Genomic DNA, 19,891 nt, shown 5'->3' on the forward strand with positions numbered 1-19,891 from the left:
GGACGGCACCTTTGATAAGTACATCTCCGAGTTCAATGCCATCTACCCCAACATCTCCATCAAGTATGAGGGCATGACCGACTACGCCAACGATATGACCACCCGCCTGACCAGCAATGACTGGGGCGACATCTGCATGGTGCCCACCACCATCCCCCTGACCGAACTGGGCGATTACTTTGAGCCGCTGTGCAGTGTTTCCGACATTGAGAACGACTACAACTTCGCCAGCAACCGTTCCTTTGACGGCACGGTCTACGGCATCCCCTCCACCGGCAATGTGCAGGGCATCGTCTACAACAAGGCCGTCTTTGAGAAGGCCGGTATCGACAAGCTGCCTACCACCCCTGATGAGTTCCTTGATGCACTGCAGAAGATCAAGGACAACACCGATGCCATCCCCCTGTACACCAACTACGCCGCAGGCTGGACGATGAGTGCCTGGGATGCCTACATCGGCGGCGGCGCTACCGGCGATGCCGACTGGATGAACATCACGATGCCCCAGACCGCTGACCCGTTTGCTCCCGGTGTCCCCACCGGTGATGCCCAGAGCGGTCCCTACGCCGTTTACTACACCCTGTACGAGGCTGTGAAGCGCGGTCTGACCGAGGATGACCCCACCACGACCGACTGGGAGGGCTGCAAGCCCATGATCAACAACGGTCAGATCGGTGCTATGGTTCTGGGCAGCTGGGCGGTCGTGCAGATGCAGGATGCAGGTGACCATGCTTCGGACATCGCCTATATGCCGTTCCCCATCACCGTCAACGGTACGCAGTACGCCTCCGCCGGTGCTGACTACTGCTTCGGTGTCAACAAGAACATCTCTGACGACAACAAGCTCGCTGCCGAGCTGTACATCAAGTGGTTCAGCGAGTCCAGCAACTTCTCTTACGACCAAGGCGGTGTTCCCGTTCTGAAGAGCCAGGAATACCCCGAAACCCTCGCTGCCTTTGACGGTATGGAGTTGGTTGAGGATACTACTGCTCCCAGCGAGATCGCTGACCTTGCCGATAATGTCAAACAGGAGGCTGAGCTGGCCCTGAACGCTGACGAGACACATGTGCAGCGTGTGGTTGAGGCTGCCGTCAACGGGGACGAGACTCTCGATGACATCGTGGCCGACTGGGACGATTCTTGGGGCAAGGCCGTTGAAAAATACGCCCCCAAGGCATAAATAACCTTGTAAGCCTAAGGGACGGGGGATGACCCCGCCCCTTGTTTTGTGGAAAATCTCAGAGGGAGGAAAACCTATGAGTACACCTGTTCAAGCCACTGCAAAGCCCAAAAAGAGCTTTCTCGAATGGTGCAAGAGTATGCGCGGGCAGCAGATTATCTGCACGGTGGTCTTTCTGGTGCTGCCGCTGCTGCTGCTTTTCATGTTCACCTATCTGCCGTTCTTCAAGATGGTGGAGTTCTCTTTCTTTAAAATGAAGTACATCGGACGGCGTACCTTTGTGGGGCTGCAGAATTACATTGATGTCTTTACCCGCAAGGACTGTTTCCAAGCCCTCAAGCTCAGCCTCTATTATATGGTCGGTTCGGTCGTGCAGATGGCGCTTGCGCTGCTGTTCGCCACGATTTTGAGCTTCAAGGTCAAGGGCGGCAAGTTCTTCCGCGGTGCGCTCTACTTCCCGTGCCTGATTTGCGGCATTTCGGTTGGTTTTATCTTCAAGTTCTTCTTCACCCACGGCTTTGTGCTGGACACACTGCTCTCCTGGGTGGGCTTCAACCCTGAAACGCTGCCGTACTGGCTGCGCGATGAGTCCATCAACAAATTGTGCTGGTGGCGTGTTCGGTCTGGAAATACGTCGGGCAGAACATCGTGATGTTCATCGGTGCAATCGCCTCGGTGGATGCCACTCTGTACGAGGCCGCCGAAATTGACGGCGCCAACGCATGGCACCGCTTTAAGGACATCATTCTGCCATCCATCCGCACCATCGTGGTGCTGAACCTCATCATCTCGGTTTCCGGTGCGTTGTCCGCCTTCGAGATGCCCTACGTTGTCACGGGCGGCGGCTTCGGCACATCGACCTACTTTGTTGTTATGGATAAGCTCGCCCACACTGACCAGAAGGTCGGTCTTGCCTCCGCGATGGCAGTTGTCCTGCTGGTACTCATCATGATCGTGACCTATGTGCAGAAGTGGGTGCAGCACATGATGGAAAAGGCGGAGAGCCGCCCGGTCAAGCTGACGGTAACCACCGAGCAGAACACCGCCGCCAAGGCGATGAGCGCCCGCCCGGCGAAGGAATAAGGAGGGAAACGGTTATGGCTATGGTAACAAAAAAGAACGATTCCGTTTCTTATAAAATCAAAAATGTTATCCTCAACATCTGCAAATATGCATTGCTGATTTTTGCCGCCTTCATTGCGCTGGTGCCCATTGTGTCCTGTGTCGTCACGGCGTTCAAAACGGTGGATGAGTACAACAACACCAACGTGATGACCCCGCCCAAAAGCTGGCTGAACTTCGATAACTTCATCACCGCATGGCAGAAGGCCGATATGGGACACGCCTTCCTGAACAGCTTTTTGGTGCTGGTCTGCGTGCTGGCAGGCTCCATTATGATCTCCTCGATGCTGGCGTATGTGCTGAACCGCTTTAAGTTTCCCGGCAACGGCCTGATCCGCAACCTGTTTATGATCGCCACGCTGATTCCCGGCATCGCCACGCAGGTCACCGTCTATCAGATCATGACGGCGCTGCACCTTGTCAACTCGCTGCCCGGCTATATGCTGCTGATGATGGGTACCGACGTTATCACCATTTACATCTTCCTGCAATTTTTTGAGAACCTTTCAGTCAGTCTGGACGAAAGCGCCATTCTGGACGGCTGCAGCTACTTCGGCGTGTTCTTCAAAATTTTGCTGCCGCTGCTCAAGCCCGCTGTTGTGACCAGCGCTATCCTGAAAGGTGTCAGCACCTACAACGAGTACTATATGGCAAACCTGTACCTGCAGGACAAAAACAAGTATCAGGTCGTTTCCACCAGCCTGTATGTTTTCTCCGGCCCTATGGGCAGCCAGTATAACTACATCTGTGCCGGTGTTATCATCACCATCATCCCCGCGCTGATCATCTTCCTGCTGTGTCAGGATCAGATCTACAGCGGCATGGCCGCCGGCGCGGTAAAAGAATAATAGAGGAGTGACCCAATATGTCTACTGTAAAACTGTACTGCGGCGCACTGCCGAATATGCCCTGGCAGGAAAAGCCTGCCTCCTGCAGCGCCCCTGTTTGGCGCTATACCGAAAACCCCGTTATCGGGCGCAACCCGCTGCCCGGCGTGGCGCGCATCTTCAACTCTGCCGTGGTGCCCTATCAGGGCGCGTACATCGGTGTTTTCCGCGGCGAGCAGGTCAACGGCATCCCGTATATCTATCTGGGACGCAGCGCCGACGGCATCCACTGGGATTTTGACAAGGATAAAATTCCCTTTGTGAACGAAAAGGGCGAGCCGTTTATGCCGGTTTATGCCTACGATCCGCGCCTTGTCGAGATCGAAGGCACCTACTATATTATCTGGTGCCAGGATTTCTACGGTGCGTCCATCGGTATGGCGAAAACCACCGATTTCAAGACCTTTACCCGCATCGAAAACCCGTTCATTCCCTTCAACCGCAACGCGGTGCTGTTCCCGCGCAAGATCGGCGGCTACTACACACTGCTGTCCCGCCCGTCCGACTCCGGTCATACGCCGTTCGGCGATATTTTCCTCTCCCAAAGCCCCGATATGGAATTCTGGGGTCGTCACCGCCATGTGATGAGCAAGGGCTCCAACTGGTGGGAGAGCGTGAAAATCGGCGGCGGCGCAGCCCCCATCGAAACCAGCGAGGGCTGGCTGCTGTTCTACCACGGCGTTACCGGCACCTGCAACGGCTTTGTCTACTCCATCGGCGGTGCCATCCTTGACCGCGATGAGCCGAGCAAGGTACTGTACCGCTGCGGCAATTTCCTGCTGACGCCCGAAACCGACTACGAGGAGCGCGGCTTTGTGCCGAACGTCTGCTTCCCCTGCGCGACCCTGCAGGATGCCGACACCGGGCGCATTGCCATCTACTACGGCTGCGCGGACTCCTATGTCGGTATGGCGTTTACCACTGTGGACGAGGTCGTGCAATACATCAAGAATAACGACAACGCCAACGAAACCGACAAGGAAATCGGCATCCGCTGATAAAGGGGGAAAGGACTTATGCGCATAGCACAAGCAGCGCAGGCGATGCTGGAAAACGGCATCGTACCCTTTTGGAAAAACCTGCGGGACGACGAAAACGGCGGCTACTACGGCTATATGGACTTTGATTTGCAGCTTGACAAGACCGCCGAGAAGGGCTGCATCTTAAACAGCCGCATTTTGTGGTTCTTTGCATCGGCGGCGCTGGCAACCGGGCGCGAGGATCTGCGCGCCGAGGCGGATCACGCTTACCGTTTTATGACGCAGCACTGCGTGGACCGCACAAACGGCGGTGTGTACTGGAGCGTGACCTACGACGGCAAGCCGCTGGACACCACCAAGCACACCTACAATCAGGCGTTTGCCATCTATGCGCTGTCCGCCTACTATCGGCTGACGAAAAACGCCGACGCGCTGGCTTTGGCGCGCAGCCTGTTTGAGGCAATCGAGAGCCACTGCACCGATGCGGGCGGCTATCTGGAGGCTTTCACCATCGACTGGCAGCCCGAAAGCAACGAAAAGCTGTCGGAAAACGGCGTGATGGCGACCCGCACGATGAACACCCTGTTACACGTTTTTGAAGGCTACGCCGGTCTTTACGAAGCCGCCCCCTCTGACGAGGTGCGCACCGCGCTGGTGCGGATTCTGGACATCTATGTAACCAAAATTTACAGCCCGGAGCTGCACCGCCAGCTGGTGTTCTTTGACCACGACTATAACAGCCTGATTGATTTGTACAGCTACGGCCACGACATTGAGACGAGCTGGCTCATCGACTGGGGTACAAGGCTGCTGGGTGATGAAAAGCTGACCGCTTCCATCAAAAAAGTTGACAGCGATCTGGCACAGCACATTTATGAAATTGCCTACACCAAACACAGCGTCGCCAACGAGTGCGAGCGCGGCACGGTAAACACCACCCGCGTGTGGTGGGTACAGGCGGAAAGTGTGCTGGGCTTTGTGAACGAGTGGGAGAAATCCCATGACCCCAAATACGCCGCCGCTGCCGCAGATATTTATCACTTTATCTGCGACAAGATGGTTGACCCCCGCCCCGGCAGCGAGTGGTTCTGGCAGACCGATGAAAACGGCGTGCCTGCCCAAAAACCAATCGTAGAACCGTGGAAATGCCCCTATCACAACGGGCGTATGTGTCTGGAACTTATGAGGAGGGACCCCGATGTCCAAGTGTGAACTGCATCCCGAATACGCGCGCCAAAAAGCCAAACTGGAGGCGCTTTTGACCCGCCGCAACGCCGTTGACGAGGATTTTTACAACGGCATCTATGACCGCTGGCAAAACCCCGTGCTGACCCGCGAGATGATCCCGCTGGAATGGCGCTTTGACCTTGACCCCAAAACCAACCCCTATTTTATCGAGCGTCTGGGCGTCAACGCCGTGTTCAACGCGGGTGCCATCAAGCTGAACGGCAAGTATTATCTGGTAGCCCGCATCGAGGGCAACGACCGCAAGAGCTTTTTCGGCGTGGCGGAAAGCGACTCCCCCGTGGAGGGCTTCCGCTTTTGGGACAAGCCCATTGAGCTGCCCGACACCTGCCCCGAGGAAACCAACGTCTACGATATGCGCCTGACCCAGCATGAGGACGGCTATATCTACGGCATCTTCTGCTCCGAGAGCAAGGATACCGCCAACCCTGACCTCAGCGCCGCCGTGGCAGCTGCCGGTATTGTGCGAACCAAGGATCTGAAAACATGGGAGCGCCTGCCCAACCTTGTCACCAAGCGCAGCCCGCAGCAGCGCAACGTGGACCTGCTGCCGGAGTTTGTCAACGGCAAATATGCTTTCTTTACCCGCCCGATGGACGACTTCATCGACACCGGCTCCGGCGGAGGCATCGGCTTTGGGCTTTGCAGCGACATTACCCACGCCGTTGTGGATGAGGAGATCATCACCTCCGCCCGCCGCTACCACACCATCACCGAAGCCAAGAACGGCGAGGGTGCGACCCCCATCAAAACCGACAAGGGCTGGCTGCACATTGCCCACGGCGTGCGCAACACGGCGGCAGGGCTGCGGTATGTCATCTATGTTTTTGTGACCGACCTCAAGGAACCGTGGAAGGTCATTGCCGAGCCGTCCGGGTTCCTGATTGCCCCCCGCGGCTGGGAGCGCGTGGGCGATGTGTCCAACGTTGTGTTTACCAACGGTGCCATTGCGGACGATGACGGCAAGGTGTATATTTATTATGCGGCCAGTGACACCCGCCTGCATGTGGCCACGACCACGGTGGACAAAATGCTGGACTTCGCCTTCAATACCCCCGCCGACCCGCTGCGCAGCCGCGACTGCGTGGCGCAGCGGGTGGCGCTGATTGAAAAGAATCTGGAATTTTTGAAGAAATAAAAATAAGCAACCGGTAGGAGCCGAGCATGCCCGGCCCGGCCGTCTGCCATATCGTAAGGCTTGCGGTTTGGAACACGACCGGGCGAGGCAGGCCTCGCCCCTACGGTGTATTTATGGGGAACTTACACCATGAAAAAGCTCAACATCGACAATTGGTTTTTCCGCACAATGGCGCTTATCGGGGACTGGGTCATGCTCAGCGTACTGTGGGTCATCGGCTGCCTGCCTGTGGTGACAGCCGGTGCGGCGACATTGTCGGTGTTTGCGGTTGCCCATAAGATGGCAGCCGGGCAGGACTACGCCGTCTGCCGCGATTTCTGCAAGGCGTTTCGGCGCGATTTCCGGCAGGCGACGGTCCTCTGGCTGCCGATGCTGGCACTGGCGCTGCTGCTGGTGCTGGACGGCTGGTACGGCGGGCGCATCCCCGCGCCGTGGGGCGGGCTTTTGCGCGGCGCAGCCGTTGCGGCGACACTCGTCTGGGTGCTGAGCTTTAGCTGGGGACTGGCGCTGCTGGCGCGTTTCACCTACAGAAAAAGCGCGGATGCGCTGAAAAACGGTCTTGTGCTGGCGCTGCGCACCCCGCGGGCAGCGCTGCTGACCCTGCTGCTTGCGGTTCTGCCTTGGGCGGTTTTAACAGGCGCACCCGCGCTCTTTTTCTACCTGCTGCCGTTTTGGCTGTTCGTTTTGCCCGGTGCGTCCGCGTGGTGTATTGCCCGCGCCATGCGCCCCGCCGTGACCGAACTTGAGCACAAAAACAACTACTATCTTGACAGGGAGGAAAACCCATGATTCGCTATGACGCTGCTGCCAAGATCTTTACGCTTTCTACCCCGCACACAAGCTATCAGATGAAAACAGATGCCGACGGTCGGCTGCTGCACACATGGTACGGGCGGCGTCTGCCTGACAGCTGCCCTGATATGGCCGAACCGCGTGCCCCGCACACCGATCCTGGCTGTTGGCCTGACCTGCTGCCGTTGGAATACCCTGCCCCCGGCACGGCGGACAATCGCTGCTGCGCCGTCTGCCCGGAGTACGCCGATGGCACCGAAGCTGCCGATTTGCGGTACGCATCCCACAAGATCTTGCCCGGCAAGTACAGCCTGCCCGCTCTGCCTGCTTTTCGGCAAGATGCAAACGCCGAGAGCCTTTGCATTACGCTGCGGGACGCCGCCGGTCTGCAGGTCGAGCTTTGGTATGCTGTGTATCCGGACTGCGACCTCATTACCCGTGCCGCCGTCCTGACCAACACCAGTAGTGCGCCGCTGATTTTACGCAGGGCGGCAAGCGCTTGCTTGGATTTTTCCCCGCGCCCGTTGGAGCTTATCACCACCGATGGCGTCTGGGCCGGGGAACGCACACCCCACCGCGCCCCCTTGCGTCCCGGCGAGCAGACCATCAGCTCGGTGCGCGGCATTCCCGGTCACGCCCACAACCCGGCGGCGATTCTCTGTACACCAGACGCCAACGAAACGCAGGGCGAGGCATGGGGCGCGCTGCTGGTATACAGCGGCAACTTTGCGCTGACCGCCGAAAGCTGTGAGGCCGGTACCCGACTGCTGCTGGGCATCCACCCCTATCACTTTGCATGGACACTGGCACCGGGACAGAGCTTTGCTGCCCCCGAGGCGGCCTTTGTGTACAGTCGGCAGGGACTTGGCGAGATGAGCCGGCGGTTCCACACGGCGATCCGCCGCCATCTTCTGCGCCGACCGTGGGCTGACCCGCAGACGCCCCGCCCAGTGCTGATCAACAGCTGGGAAGCCTGCTATTTTACCTTTGATGAGCAGCGTCTGCTGCAGCTGGCGCGCGCCGCCAAACAGGCCGACATCGACCTGTTTGTGCTGGACGACGGCTGGTTTCAGGGGCGCAACGATGACAGCACCAGTCTGGGAGACTGGGTCGCAGACCCCGCCAAGCTGCCCGGGGGTTTGCCGGGCTTATGCAAAAAGATCAACGATATTGGGCTTGATTTCGGCCTTTGGGTCGAGCCGGAGGCCATCAGCCCCGACAGTGATCTTTACCGCACGCACCCCGACTGGGCGCTGCAGATACCCCACCGCGAAACCGTTTCCATCCGCCGCCAGTATACGCTGGATTTCTCCCGCCCTGAGGTTGTGGACGGCATCTGGGCACAGCTGCAGGCGGTGCTGGATTCCTGCCCCATCCGCTATCTCAAATGGGATATGAACCGCAGCCTTGCCAATGTGTACAGCGCCGCACTGCCCACCGCAAGGCAGGGTGAGGTTTACCACCGCTATGTGCTGGGCGTTTACGAATTGCAGCGCCGCCTGACCGAAGCTTACCCCGACCTTCTGCTGGAAAACTGCGCCGGGGGCGGGGCGCGGTTTGACTGCGGTATGCTGTATTTCAGCCCGCAGATTTGGTGCAGTGACAACACCGACGCCCGCGCCCGAATGAGCATCCAGTACGGCACCGGGCTGTTTTACCCCGGCTGCACGATGGGCGCGCACTTTTCCACCGTACCCAACCACTGCACGGGACATATTTCCGCCCCGCAGGCGCGTATGGCGATGGCATTGTTTGGCACATTTGGCTTCGAGCTGGATCTGACCGCCTATTCCCGGAAAGAACTGGACGATTTAACGCCGTTTATTGCATGGTATCGCGCCCACGGCGCACTGCTGCGCGGCGGCGATTTGTACCGCCTTGTCAACCCCGATGCCGCCAACCTAGGCGCGGCATGGATGACGGTCAGCCCCGACAAGGTGGAAGCCGCCGTCTTTGCCGTAGGTACGGCACTGGCGGGCAGTGGCGGGCATTGCCCGCGCCTTGTTCTGCAGGGGCTGGACGAATCCGCTGTTTACACCGTCACCGACGGCGAAACCACCGAAACCTGCAGCGGCTTTGTGCTGCAAACGCTGGGGCTGCCTCTGCCCGGTGATTACGGCGAGGTGCCGTCAAAAATCTGGTACCTGAAACAAGTATAAAAGGAGATGTTCCGAATGGATCACTGCAAGGAACTGTATGCCCGCTGGTTGGCACAGCCCGCGTTGGATGACGCCGTGCGGCAGGAGCTTGCCGGCATCGCAGACGATGACGCCGCCATTACCGACCGCTTTTACCGCGATTTAGAATTCGGTACCGGCGGTCTGCGCGGGGTCATCGGTGCAGGCACTAACCGTATGAACCTTTACACCGTGCGCAAGGCAACACAGGGGCTGGCGGACTACCTGAACGCAAGCGACTTGCCCAAAAAGGTCGCCATCGCCCACGACAGCCGCCATAATGGGGAGCTGTTCGCCCGCGAGGCTGCCCGTGTATTGGCAGCCAACGGCATCACGGCCTATATGTACCCCCGGCTGGAACCCACCCCGGCGCTTTCGTGGGCGGTGCGGTATCTCGGCTGCGGCGCTGGCGTTTGTGTGACCGCCAGCCACAACCCTGCCAAGTACAACGGCTACAAGGTCTACGGCGCAGACGGCTGCCAAATTACCTTGGAGGCTGCCGAGAAAATTCTGGCAGCTATCGAAAAAATTGATTGCTTTGACGATGTCCGGCTGGCAGATTTTGACGCTGCCGCCGCAGCGGGGAAAATCGTTGGCATTGACGATACCTGTCTGGATGATTTTGTGCAGGCGGTCTACGACCTGCGCGTGGGCGACGGCGCGGGCATTGATGCGCTCAAGCTCGTCTACACCCCGCTGAACGGCACAGGTCTGGAATGTGTTTCCAAGCTGCTGAAAAAACTCGGTGTCACCCATGTGACCGTTGTGCCTGAACAGGAAAAGCCCGATGGTGACTTCCCGACCTGCCCTTACCCGAACCCGGAAATCCGCGAAGCTATGCAGAAAGGCTTGGAACTTTGCGACAAAGTCCACCCTGATTTGCTGCTGGGCACCGACCCCGACTGTGACCGCTGCGGCACCGCCGTGCCGGACGGCAAGGGCGGCTACCGGCTCATCACCGGCAATGAGATGGGCGCCCTTCTGCTAGACTACATCTGCCGCACCCGTCTGGCACAGGGAACCATGCCCGCCGACCCCGTGGCGGTAACGACCATCGTTTCCACCGATATGGCAACGCCGGTTGCGAAAAAGTACGGTGTCGAGCTGCGCCGCACCCTGACCGGCTTCAAATTCATCGGTGAGCAGATCGGCAAGCTGGAGGCCGAGGGGCATCCTGACCGCTATATCTTCGGCTTTGAGGAAAGCTACGGCTACCTGTCCGGCGCGCATGTCCGCGACAAGGACGCCGTCAATGCCACACTGCTTGTCTGTGAAGCAGCGGCTTGGTACGCCCGTCAGGGCAAAACGCTGCTGGACGCCATCGAGGCATTGTACAAGGAGTTCGGTTACTACCGCAACGCGCTGTGCAGCTTTACCTTTGAGGGCGAGCGCGGTATGCACACGATGCAGAAGCTGATGCAGAACCTGCGCACCGATGCCCCCACCGCGCTGGCGGGCTATGCCGTGGAAAGCTGTGTCGATTACGATACCGCCGGCACCGGGCTGCCCCGTGCCAATGTGTTGGAATACCGCCTTTCGGGCGGGCATAAGCTGATGGTGCGTCCCTCCGGCACCGAGCCGAAAATCAAGGTCTACCTGTCCGCTGTGGGCGAGAGCGAGGCAGAAGCCGATGCCGTAAACCAGACATTGTCCCAAGCTGCCGCCCGGCTGATGCAGCAACAATAATCCATACTGCTTTATCTATATAGTCCTGCTCCTGCCGCCGCAAATGGCGGGGGCAGATTTTGTTGTACCCTTTTTTCAAGATAAAGTACGATACAACGAATATTGTATAATAGGAGGTATTTGTATGCCTGTTCTGAAACTGACCCCCACTTGCAAGGATTATCTATGGGGCGGCAGCCGCCTGCGCACCGATTTCGGCATCAAGAGCGACCTTGACCCGCTGGCGGAAGCGTGGGTGCTGTCCTGCCACCCGGACGGAGCAAGCTACCTGCCCGACGGCACGAAGCTGGCGGCGTATGTTGCGGCGCACCCCGGCTGCCTTGGCTCCGACTGCGACAAGTTTGAGCAGTTCCCGATTCTGACAAAATTTATTGACGCCAAGCAGAACCTGTCCGTTCAGGTGCATCCGTCCAACGAGTACGCGCTCGAAAAAGAACATCAGTATGGCAAAACCGAGATGTGGTATGTGCTGGACTGTTTGCCGGGGGCGCACCTGTATTATGGCTTTGACCACGAAATCTCCAAAGAAGAGTTTGCGGAGCGTATCAAAAATAATACCCTGACCGAGGTGCTGAACGCCGTGCCGGTACATAAAGGGGACTGCTTTTTTATCCCGTCCGGCACGCTGCACGCCATCTGCCAAGGCATCGTCATTGCCGAGGTGCAGCAGAACTCCAACGTGACGTACCGCGTGTACGATTACGGGCGCGTGGGTGCGGACGGCAAGCCCCGCGCGCTGCACATTGAAAAGGCGCTGGACGTGACCCTGCGCACCCCGCCGCAGAAGCAGGATTTCGGCGGTCATCTTGCCCAGTGCGAGTATTTTACCGTTGATGTCAAAAACGGGGATTTCAACGGTACAGCTGATGAAAAATCCTTTGTATCGCTGCTCATCACCGATGGTGCCGGCACATTGACCTGCGGCGGCGAAACCGTCAGTGTCCAAAAAGGCGAAAGTTATTTCCTGCCCGCGAACAGCGGCCATTACACTGTGCAGGGCAACTGCCAGACCCTTGTGACCCGCGTCTGAAGAAACATCCACCAGTCGAAAAAGCGGTTTTAAATGCAGATGCAGTTTGTGTTAGCCTTAATGATGTGCCGGGCTTTGACAAAGACCTGTATATGCCGGAGCGGCTTAAAGATGAAAACGGAAAGACTTATGCGTACAGGGATAGTGCCGGAAATTACTACGAATATGGATTCGGGTTGTGTTTTAAAAGAACCTAACAGCAGTCTTTTTATACATGAGCATTGAAAGTCGCCTGATTTAGCAGCGTGAAATAGTGGGAGGCGATATGATTCCAAAGGTGTATTTGAATCCAAAATTATCACTTTATGAACGCCGCAGACAGCTGATAGCGGTTTTATATGAACGGCAAAGCGATACCGTTGGTAATCTCGCCTTTGAATTTAATGTAAGTTCCCATACGATCCGCAATGATATTCGGATACTGGAATTGGAATATCCTATTTATACAAAGATAGGTGCGGGTGGAGGAGTGTTCATACTGGATTCGAGTCGCTTGCAGCAGCGATGGCTGACAGTACATCAGCGGGAACTTCTGATGGATGTGTGCAGTGTTTTGGATGATGAACAAGCCCTGCTTATGAAATCCATCATAGGCGGATTGTCACCGTGAATTGTGAATGGCGTGTAAACAATTAGCACTTACTATTGACCGACTGCTAATCTGTGATGTATACTAATCACACGGATTTACTCCGTACCAGCACCTTTACAATTGAATACACAGCATAACAGGTACTTTACTTTCCCGGTGGGGCGCACAGCAAGGTCAAGGCAGACCCCAACCCACGGCGGGGAGAGAACATAATGATACTCCAGATGCCCCACAGCTTCAGATGGGGTGACCGCGCAGGGATTGGAATCAGTAAGATCCTTGCAGAGTCAGTGTACGGTCGTCGTCAGCGGCTTGCCTGTTATGTTCCCAAGTCTGGGGGCGAGCGGCAAATTAGACATTTTTCTTCAGCATTTATTTTGATGTACACGGTCTCTTTTATTATTTACATGACCGTGTGATTGACGCTATTACGCGCAGTATTTGATTTTTATTGAATTTACATCAAGATTTGCGGGGAAAGTGTACCCTCACGCCCGGATAGAACAGAGAAAATATATAAAGAGCCCGGAGGACCTTACCAAATCGGTAAGGTCCTCCGGGCTCTTTTTTCTCCTCCGGAAAGTGTATTCAAGAGGGTTACACAGAATAACGATACAACACGGAAAGGTAGTGAACTTATGATTAGACCAATTCTGAGAGATTGTGTGAAATACGCACGAGGACCGCCAAAGTGAATCAGAACTGATTCACTCTGGGGAGGTAAAACCGAAAAAGTGAATCAAATCTGATTCACTCTCACATTTCGTCCAAACGCGCCCTGTGTGGGGCGGATGCTCCGTATCGCACACGGACGCGACATCACCCGCAAACCCGCCGTTTGGCGCGTATGTGGGGCTGTGGGACGGCATGAGCCGTACAACTTAACACTAGAGAGTAAAACTTACTACACACAAAATTACGATACTATGAGATAATAGATATATATCAAACAAGAAGGGATGATGCAAATGACTTTTACGAAACTTCCGAAATCTATTACCGCAGAAGAACTCCTCTCAACGCCGCTGCCGCCCGTAAAGTGGATTGTTCCCGGTCTGCTCCCGGCAGGACTGGCGCTGTTCGCAGGCCCCAGCAAGGCGGGCAAAAGCTGGCTGACCTTGTGGCTGTGTTTGCAGATCGCGCAGGGTAATCCTGTCTGGAATCGAGAAATAGAGCCACGCACCGTGATTTATTTTTCGCTGGAAGATACATTTAATCGTTTGCAAAACCGCATTTTTCAGCTTATCGACGGCGGAGATGCCCCAGAGCGTCTGATTCTCCAAACAGAATGCCCCAGCATCGGACAGGGCTTAGAGGAACAGGTAGAATCTTTGATTCATACATACTGCGATGTTGGCTTGATTGTCATCGATACACTTCAAAAAGTGCGTGTGAGCGATGGAAACGGCGGGATGTATGCAAACGACTATAAAGAAGCGGGGGCATTGAAAAAGATTGCCGACAAGTATGGCATCTGCATATTGCTGATTCACCACTTGCGCAAGCAAACTGCATCCGACCCATTTGACCAGATTTCAGGCTCCACAGGTCTTATGGGTGTGGCAGATACCAGCTGGGTTATGCAGCGCAAGCGAATGAGCCAAACTGCTGACATTTTGCTTACCGGACGCGATATGGACGATAGAACGCTGCATTTGCGTGAGGAACACTGCGTCTGGACGTTGGAAGATGAAGAAACCGCAGAGGAACGAGAGATCAAGGCTGTGCCGGATTACTTGTGGAAAGCGGTGGAGTACATCGAAAGTGTCGGAAACTGGCAGGGAACAGCCTCCGAGTTGCTTGCAGCGGCAGGTATTGAAAATGCCAAGCCGAACCAGTTCACTTACAATATGGCCAAGTATTTTGATAAAGTATTTGAACCGAAAAACATCCGATATAAAACCCATCGAAAAAACAAGGTTCGCCTTTTGAACTTCTATGGTGACGATGGTGACGGTGGTGACGATGATATTGACATAACTCAATTATCGGGGTGGGGTATCCCAGAAAGACCGTCACCATCGTCACCATCGTCACTCGGAGCGCTTGAGGGAAGCAAGCATGGGCGAAGTGTTGCCACAGGGCAACCCGCCGAAAAGCCTACGGGGACAGCCCCGAACCCCTGTGAGGCTGTGAGCGCATGAGAAACAGAACAGTTGGAATCAATGTCCGAGTGACCGTCACCGAAAAGAAAAAGGTGACGATGTTGGCTAGAAAGTGTGGTTTGTCACTCTCAGAGTATTTACGCCAGCGGGCGCTGGGATATGAGCCGGGCGGGCATCCGCCCACGGAGGTGTTTAATGTATTGGATAAACTTGATGAAATCGCAGAAAGCTGTCAACCGAGTGCCGGTGCTAAAATTACAGCCTGTGCAGATGAGATAAGGGACCTGCTCATTGGCGGTAACTAAGATATGGACTATCAAGGACAGCTTGCAGCGCGTCCTTGACTATGCGGCCAACCCGGACAAGACCGAATACGATGCCCTTGCTCAGACTCTCCACTATGCGGAGAACGATGCCAAGACCAAGCTGAGCGAGAGCGCCCAGCTTGTCACCGGCATCCATTGCAGACCGGACCACGCATGGGAAGATATGCGGGCGGTGCAGGAACGCTTTGGTAAAACAGACGGCGTGGTGGCACTCCATGCCTACCAGAGTTTCCGCGAAGGGGAGGTTACTCCGGAGCAGTGCCACGAAATTGGCGTGGCACTGGCCCGCAAGGTCTGGGGCAAGCGTTTCCAAGTGCTGGTCGCCACACACATGAACACAGACAATCTGCACAACCACTTCGTTATCAATTCCGTATCGTATGTGGACGGCAAGAAATACGAGCAACGCCGCAGTCAGTATGCCGAGTTCCGGGCAGCATCCGACAAGCTGTGCCGGGAGTACGGTCTGTCGGTGGTGGAGCAGCCCAGGTCAAAGGAACCTGCACGATATGCCCGGATGCGGGAGGCCATCGACCAAGCCTGTGAGGATGCCAGCACTCCGGAAGATTTCCACAGGGCGCTGTATCGGCAAGGGTATATTTTCGGCAGTGATCCACACCGAAAATATGCAACCATCCGGGCGCGGGATGGTGGTCGAGCCGTGCGGCTTTATAGGCTGGGAGAAGAATACGATCTTGCAACCATAGATGACAGACTGCGCGGGAACTACCTGCTGTACGGACCAAGGCTGTATGAGTTGAAACACCCGCCCCGGCAAAACACGCCGAAACGGTATCGTCCTACGGAAAATAGAAGCATCCTCCAAATTTTCTTCGAGGTATTCTTTGGGGAATCCCAGATGCACCGTTTGTATCTGTACTACTGCTATCAGTTGGGTATTCTACCAAAGAAACAACAGCCCCGCATCAACCGCCCGGAACTGGAGCGCATCTGGAAAGATACCGAGAAAATCCTTGCAGAACACGCTTTTGTCCACGACCACCAGTTTCCATCCTTGCAGGCAATTGTGGACTACCGCAAGGGCTTGTCCCAACAGGTAGAAACTCTTCACGCACAGCGGGCGGAAATCGTCAAGCAGATGCGCAGAAAGGATGCCCCGCCGGAACTGGCAGACCGTAGAGCAATGCTGACCTGCAAAATTGCCGAACTTCGTAAAGAGGATAAAATTGCGGAGGGAGCCATCAAGCGCATCCAAAGAACACGCGAATCCAACCGCATAGACCAAGAAAACCGAAATCAACATACAAACAATAAAACCCGCAGCCGAGATCGTTCTCGGCAGCGCTGACAAGGAGGTACAATGGCTTACATAGAGAACAGCCAATTTTTACAGACCCAGACGGTCATGTGCCGCACCCGGATACTTTTACACGGCATCTGAGTAAACTGTATAAGCAATGCGGATTATCTAAGGATTACCACCTGCACACCCTGCGGCATTTCTACGCAACCTATCTGCTGCAGGAGGGCACCAGTAAACAGGTGGCGGCATCCCTGCTGGGTCATGCGGATACGGCGTTCTTGGAGCGCACCTACTGCCACCCACAGGATGCGGTGAAGCTTCAGGCCGCAAACCTGATGCAGGATTTGTTGAACAGCCAAAATCCATGCTATGTTGCATTTATGAAAAATAGGAATAGAAAACCTAAGAAAGCAGGTTAAATAACAGGCGGCACCGTCAGAGATGGCGGTGCCGTTTTTGTCAGTAATAGGTAGATTTTAGGGCGAAAGATTGTTGGGTGTGGTGATAGCTTTCTGTCGCAGTTGTCGGTATGCTTTGTAGTACCGCAGGTCAAAAATAATACTAAGGAGCGTGCAAAGCATGGCATCTATCAGAAAGCGCGGCAGCAACAGTTACTTGATTGTAGTATCTCGTGGGTATGACTACGAGGGCAACAGGCTGAAATCCGTGCAGAAAACGGTCAAGCCACCCAAGGAGTATACGCCGAAGCAAGCGGAAAAATGGGTAAAGGAACAGGCAATCCTATTTGAACGAGAGGTTCAGCATACACCGGAACCCATCAACCGAAGCATTACACTGGCAAAGTACATTGAGCATTGGGCGACTGATGTTGGACCGAAGAAGCTGGCAGACTCTACATATCAACGAGATTTGCAGGATGTTCGGCGCATACTGCCGGCGCTGGGCAACTACAAGCTGACAGATTTGCGAAAAGAAGTTATCCGTGAGTTTTACGAAGAAATGCGGCACACACCACGTCTGGACGGCAGAGGAAATCTATCCGAAAAATCGGTCGAGGGCTTACACAACACGCTGTGCGGCATCCTGTCGGCGGCTGTGGACGAGGGATACCTTACTCACAATCCTGCATGGAGATGCTACAAGCCGAAAGGGCAGAAGAAAGAACGTCCCGTAGCAGATGAGGAAACAGTCAAAAAGCTGATTGCAGCGTTTGAAGGTCAGAGTATGAAATACGAAACCTATTTCAAGCTGGTGCTGGCAACCGGGCTACGTAGGGGAGAAGCATGTGGATTAAAGTGGAGTGACATTAACTGGCGCAAACGGACGATTCATGTACAACGCGGAGTCGTGAAGTTGAGCCACCAAGAGTCCATCACGAAAGACCCTAAGACGACCAGCGGTGACCGTATGGTGTATTTGAGCAAAGAAATGTGCCAGCTACTCAAGGCGTGGTGGAAAGAGTGTGAGTGGGATAGGCAGCAAACCGCGAACGAAACCGTATCTGAAGATGATTACTTATTCCGCCAGCCTAACGGCAAGCCGATGAATCCCTGCACATTTACCTATCGCTTCAAGCTGATTTTGAAAGCCAACAACTTGCCGCTGGATTTGAATGTGCATAGCTTGCGGCACACGAACGCCAGCCTGCTGATTGCACAAGGCGTGGATGTCCGCACGGTGGCTAGTCTATTGGGTCATGCACAGGCAAGTACAACGCTGGATATTTATGCCCACGCCTTTGACAAAAACAAGCGCAAGGCGCAGGAAAAGTTGGGAAAGGCGATTGGACTATGATGAAGAAAATCAAATTAACCAGAGCAAACAAAAGTATTACGCTGAAAGCTCTCGCACCTTACTATTACCAGCAAAGGGCGCTTGGGTATGGCACACAAGAAATTGGAAAGCTAATACTGAAAATTGATTCTCTCCCAACCGATAAAAAAGCCACTTTTTCCACAGAAGAAATTTTCCTTATGCGAAAAACTATAAACAGACTGAGAAATGAACGATTAGCAAAAGGTCAGTACACGGACGCGGCAGATGATATGCTGCTAAAATTATTCTGAAAATCAAACACTAACAAAAACAAAAAACCTCATTGCAAAAAATACATCGCAATGAGGTTTTTTGGTGCGACCGGGAGGATTCGAACCTCTGGCCTTCCGGGTCGGAGCCGAACGCTCTATCCAGCTGAGCTACGATCGCTTATGTATGAAAAACGCCGTTACAGCGTATTTCAATCTTGTAAAGTAGTCAATTTCCAATAGTGGTCAATTCGTGGTCTGACTACCGCTGACCACCGCGATTTTGCGAGCGCAAATAACGCTGTATCGAACAAAAATGAGCCAAAAACCTGCCGTATCGCAGTTGTCGGAGCCGAACGCTCTATCCAGCTGAGCTACGATCGCTTATGTATGAAAAACGCTGTTACAGCGTATTTCAATCTTGTAAAGTAGTCAATTTCCAATAGTGGTCAATTCGTGGTCTGACTACCGCTGACCACCGCGTTTTTGTGAGTGCAAATCGCGTTGTATCGAATAAAAACGAGCCTGAAACCTGCCGCATCGCAGTTGTCGGAGTCCAACGCGCTATCCAACCGCGCCACGATTACTTATGGCTTACATAATTGGCTTTATATAGTATAGCAAATCTCACAGAAAAATGCAAATGTTTTCTTCAACTATTTTTCTTCTTCTCCTAAAAAATCGCCCAAATATCCGCCCGTCCCATGCTCATCGCAGCCCTTTACATCCCGCGCATATTGCAGTATACTGGTTGCAAACGCAGAGAGGAAGTTGCAGATATGAGCGACAAAAAAATCATCATCGACGTGGTAGTCGATGTGCAGAAGGACTTTATCACTGGGGCGTTGGCGAACGAGCAGGCGCAGGCCAATGTGGCGCATTTGGCGAAGGTTGCCAAGGCGCACGCCGAGGCGGGGCATTGGATGTTTTTCACCCGTGACACGCACGAGGACAACTATCTGGACACGCGGGAGGGCCGCCACCTGCCGGTGGAACACTGCGTCGAGGGCGAGGCCGGCTGGAACTTTGCGCCTGAGTTGGAGGACGCCATGGCCGCGACCGAGCCGGAAGTCACCCATATTGTCAATAAGCCGACATTCGGGAGCTATATGCTGCCCAGCGACATTCTGGACGAGCTGATGGCCCACAACAAGGCCGCGACCGATATTGAAAAGTTCGTCATCTACGGCTATTGCACCGACATCTGCGTCATCAGCAACGCGATGGTGCTGCGCGCGGCCTTCCCAGAAACGGAAATCGAGATTCAGTCTGATTGCTGCGCCGGGGTCACGCCCCGGTCGCACCAGACCGCGCTAGACGCCATGCGGAACTGCCAGTTCACCATCGTTTAAAGTTTACATCACAAAAATGCCGGTACAGCG

At 54.9% G+C, this 19,891-nt stretch carries 19 protein-coding genes and 1 tRNA gene; 19 read left to right on the forward strand and 1 reads right to left on the reverse strand.

Going from position 1 to position 19,891, the window contains the following annotated elements:
• Window positions 1-52: 52 nt before the first annotated feature.
• The 18 genes from ACZO0A_RS04730 (at window position 53) to ACZO0A_RS04815 (ending at window position 18,551) form a co-directional block, all read left to right on the forward strand.
• Window positions 53-1,180: an ABC transporter substrate-binding protein gene (locus ACZO0A_RS04730; protein ID WP_444067443.1), complete on the forward strand. Its 1,128-nt coding sequence runs from the start codon at window positions 53-55 to the stop codon at window positions 1,178-1,180.
• A gap of 76 nt (window positions 1,181-1,256) precedes the next feature.
• Window positions 1,257-1,832, forward strand: coding sequence for a carbohydrate ABC transporter permease (locus ACZO0A_RS04735; protein ID WP_444067440.1), 576 nt, complete (start codon window positions 1,257-1,259; stop codon window positions 1,830-1,832).
• A complete protein-coding gene (locus ACZO0A_RS04740) occupies window positions 1,832-2,263 on the forward strand; it encodes a carbohydrate ABC transporter permease (protein WP_486846110.1) in 432 nt (143 codons plus the stop codon). The genes ACZO0A_RS04735 and ACZO0A_RS04740 overlap by 1 nt, the downstream gene beginning before the upstream one ends.
• Window positions 2,264-2,283: 20 nt before the next feature.
• A complete protein-coding gene (locus ACZO0A_RS04745) occupies window positions 2,284-3,150 on the forward strand; it encodes a carbohydrate ABC transporter permease (protein WP_417345429.1) in 867 nt (288 codons plus the stop codon).
• Window positions 3,151-3,167: 17 nt separating this feature from the next.
• Window positions 3,168-4,187: a glycoside hydrolase family 130 protein gene (locus ACZO0A_RS04750; protein WP_417345401.1), complete on the forward strand. Its 1,020-nt coding sequence runs from the start codon at window positions 3,168-3,170 to the stop codon at window positions 4,185-4,187.
• 18 nt (window positions 4,188-4,205) lie between these two features.
• Window positions 4,206-5,381 carry an AGE family epimerase/isomerase gene (locus tag ACZO0A_RS04755; RefSeq protein ID WP_417345399.1) on the forward strand — a complete coding sequence of 392 codons (1,176 nt, stop codon included), beginning with the start codon at window positions 4,206-4,208 and terminating at the stop codon, window positions 5,379-5,381.
• Window positions 5,368-6,552, forward strand: coding sequence for a glycoside hydrolase family 130 protein (locus ACZO0A_RS04760; RefSeq protein ID WP_417345397.1), 1,185 nt, complete (start codon window positions 5,368-5,370; stop codon window positions 6,550-6,552). Before ACZO0A_RS04755 ends, ACZO0A_RS04760 begins: the two co-directional genes overlap by 14 nt.
• Before the next feature lie 129 nt (window positions 6,553-6,681).
• A complete protein-coding gene (locus ACZO0A_RS04765; protein WP_418599998.1) occupies window positions 6,682-7,341 on the forward strand; it encodes a DUF624 domain-containing protein in 660 nt (219 codons plus the stop codon).
• Window positions 7,338-9,503, forward strand: coding sequence for an alpha-galactosidase (locus ACZO0A_RS04770; protein ID WP_417345393.1), 2,166 nt, complete (start codon window positions 7,338-7,340; stop codon window positions 9,501-9,503). The genes ACZO0A_RS04765 and ACZO0A_RS04770 overlap by 4 nt, the downstream gene beginning before the upstream one ends.
• A 15-nt stretch (window positions 9,504-9,518) precedes the next feature.
• The gene (locus ACZO0A_RS04775) at window positions 9,519-11,207 is read left to right on the forward strand and encodes a phospho-sugar mutase (RefSeq protein WP_444067442.1); all 1,689 of its coding nucleotides are present in this window, start codon (window positions 9,519-9,521) and stop codon (window positions 11,205-11,207) included.
• 124 nt (window positions 11,208-11,331) lie between these two features.
• Window positions 11,332-12,237: a type I phosphomannose isomerase catalytic subunit gene (locus tag ACZO0A_RS04780; protein ID WP_417345389.1), complete on the forward strand. Its 906-nt coding sequence runs from the start codon at window positions 11,332-11,334 to the stop codon at window positions 12,235-12,237.
• A 265-nt stretch (window positions 12,238-12,502) separates the two neighbouring features.
• A complete protein-coding gene (locus tag ACZO0A_RS04785) occupies window positions 12,503-12,847 on the forward strand; it encodes an HTH domain-containing protein (RefSeq protein WP_417345387.1) in 345 nt (114 codons plus the stop codon).
• Window positions 12,848-13,797: 950 nt separating this feature from the next.
• On the forward strand, window positions 13,798-14,973 hold the full coding sequence (locus tag ACZO0A_RS04790; protein ID WP_486846113.1) for an AAA family ATPase: 1,176 nt from the start codon (window positions 13,798-13,800) through the stop codon (window positions 14,971-14,973).
• A complete protein-coding gene (locus tag ACZO0A_RS04795) occupies window positions 14,970-15,239 on the forward strand; it encodes a plasmid mobilization protein (RefSeq protein WP_412314111.1) in 270 nt (89 codons plus the stop codon). Before ACZO0A_RS04790 ends, ACZO0A_RS04795 begins: the two co-directional genes overlap by 4 nt.
• Window positions 15,226-16,569, forward strand: coding sequence for a relaxase/mobilization nuclease domain-containing protein (locus ACZO0A_RS04800; RefSeq protein WP_302412298.1), 1,344 nt, complete (start codon window positions 15,226-15,228; stop codon window positions 16,567-16,569). Before ACZO0A_RS04795 ends, ACZO0A_RS04800 begins: the two co-directional genes overlap by 14 nt.
• A gap of 59 nt (window positions 16,570-16,628) precedes the next feature.
• Window positions 16,629-16,943 carry a tyrosine-type recombinase/integrase gene (locus ACZO0A_RS04805; protein WP_486846115.1) on the forward strand — a complete coding sequence of 105 codons (315 nt, stop codon included), beginning with the start codon at window positions 16,629-16,631 and terminating at the stop codon, window positions 16,941-16,943.
• A gap of 160 nt (window positions 16,944-17,103) precedes the next feature.
• A complete protein-coding gene (locus ACZO0A_RS04810) occupies window positions 17,104-18,279 on the forward strand; it encodes a tyrosine-type recombinase/integrase (RefSeq protein ID WP_486846117.1) in 1,176 nt (391 codons plus the stop codon).
• Window positions 18,276-18,551: a hypothetical protein gene (locus tag ACZO0A_RS04815; RefSeq protein WP_455489547.1), complete on the forward strand. Its 276-nt coding sequence runs from the start codon at window positions 18,276-18,278 to the stop codon at window positions 18,549-18,551. Before ACZO0A_RS04810 ends, ACZO0A_RS04815 begins: the two co-directional genes overlap by 4 nt.
• Window positions 18,552-18,613: 62 nt before the next feature.
• On the opposite strand, the gene ACZO0A_RS04820 is transcribed toward ACZO0A_RS04815, so the two are convergent.
• Window positions 18,614-18,690: transfer RNA gene (locus tag ACZO0A_RS04820), tRNA-Arg, on the reverse strand.
• Between the two features lie 598 nt (window positions 18,691-19,288).
• Here ACZO0A_RS04820 and ACZO0A_RS04825 point away from each other — a divergent pair.
• The gene (locus ACZO0A_RS04825; protein ID WP_486846118.1) at window positions 19,289-19,861 is read left to right on the forward strand and encodes a cysteine hydrolase family protein; all 573 of its coding nucleotides are present in this window, start codon (window positions 19,289-19,291) and stop codon (window positions 19,859-19,861) included.
• Window positions 19,862-19,891: the final 30 nt, after the last annotated feature.

The sequence above is a fragment of the Gemmiger sp. genome, assembly GCF_057431175.1.

What these genes read in the sequence shown, in the direction of transcription:
- ACZO0A_RS04755 (WP_417345399.1), top strand. Translation starts at nt 4,206, where the DNA reads ATGCGCATAGCACAAGCAGCGCAGGCGATGCTGGAAAACGGCATCGTA.
- ACZO0A_RS04815 (WP_455489547.1), top strand. Translation starts at nt 18,276, where the DNA reads ATGATGAAGAAAATCAAATTAACCAGAGCAAACAAAAGTATTACGCTG.
- ACZO0A_RS04735 (WP_444067440.1), top strand. Translation starts at nt 1,257, where the DNA reads ATGAGTACACCTGTTCAAGCCACTGCAAAGCCCAAAAAGAGCTTTCTC.
- ACZO0A_RS04765 (WP_418599998.1), top strand. Translation starts at nt 6,682, where the DNA reads ATGAAAAAGCTCAACATCGACAATTGGTTTTTCCGCACAATGGCGCTT.
- ACZO0A_RS04795 (WP_412314111.1), top strand. Translation starts at nt 14,970, where the DNA reads ATGAGAAACAGAACAGTTGGAATCAATGTCCGAGTGACCGTCACCGAA.
- ACZO0A_RS04775 (WP_444067442.1), top strand. Translation starts at nt 9,519, where the DNA reads ATGGATCACTGCAAGGAACTGTATGCCCGCTGGTTGGCACAGCCCGCG.
- ACZO0A_RS04780 (WP_417345389.1), top strand. Translation starts at nt 11,332, where the DNA reads ATGCCTGTTCTGAAACTGACCCCCACTTGCAAGGATTATCTATGGGGC.
- ACZO0A_RS04810 (WP_486846117.1), top strand. Translation starts at nt 17,104, where the DNA reads ATGGCATCTATCAGAAAGCGCGGCAGCAACAGTTACTTGATTGTAGTA.
- ACZO0A_RS04770 (WP_417345393.1), top strand. Translation starts at nt 7,338, where the DNA reads ATGATTCGCTATGACGCTGCTGCCAAGATCTTTACGCTTTCTACCCCG.
- ACZO0A_RS04745 (WP_417345429.1), top strand. Translation starts at nt 2,284, where the DNA reads ATGGTAACAAAAAAGAACGATTCCGTTTCTTATAAAATCAAAAATGTT.
- ACZO0A_RS04785 (WP_417345387.1), top strand. Translation starts at nt 12,503, where the DNA reads ATGATTCCAAAGGTGTATTTGAATCCAAAATTATCACTTTATGAACGC.
- ACZO0A_RS04740 (WP_486846110.1), top strand. Translation starts at nt 1,832, where the DNA reads ATGTTCATCGGTGCAATCGCCTCGGTGGATGCCACTCTGTACGAGGCC.
- ACZO0A_RS04750 (WP_417345401.1), top strand. Translation starts at nt 3,168, where the DNA reads ATGTCTACTGTAAAACTGTACTGCGGCGCACTGCCGAATATGCCCTGG.
- ACZO0A_RS04790 (WP_486846113.1), top strand. Translation starts at nt 13,798, where the DNA reads ATGACTTTTACGAAACTTCCGAAATCTATTACCGCAGAAGAACTCCTC.
- ACZO0A_RS04825 (WP_486846118.1), top strand. Translation starts at nt 19,289, where the DNA reads ATGAGCGACAAAAAAATCATCATCGACGTGGTAGTCGATGTGCAGAAG.
- ACZO0A_RS04760 (WP_417345397.1), top strand. Translation starts at nt 5,368, where the DNA reads ATGTCCAAGTGTGAACTGCATCCCGAATACGCGCGCCAAAAAGCCAAA.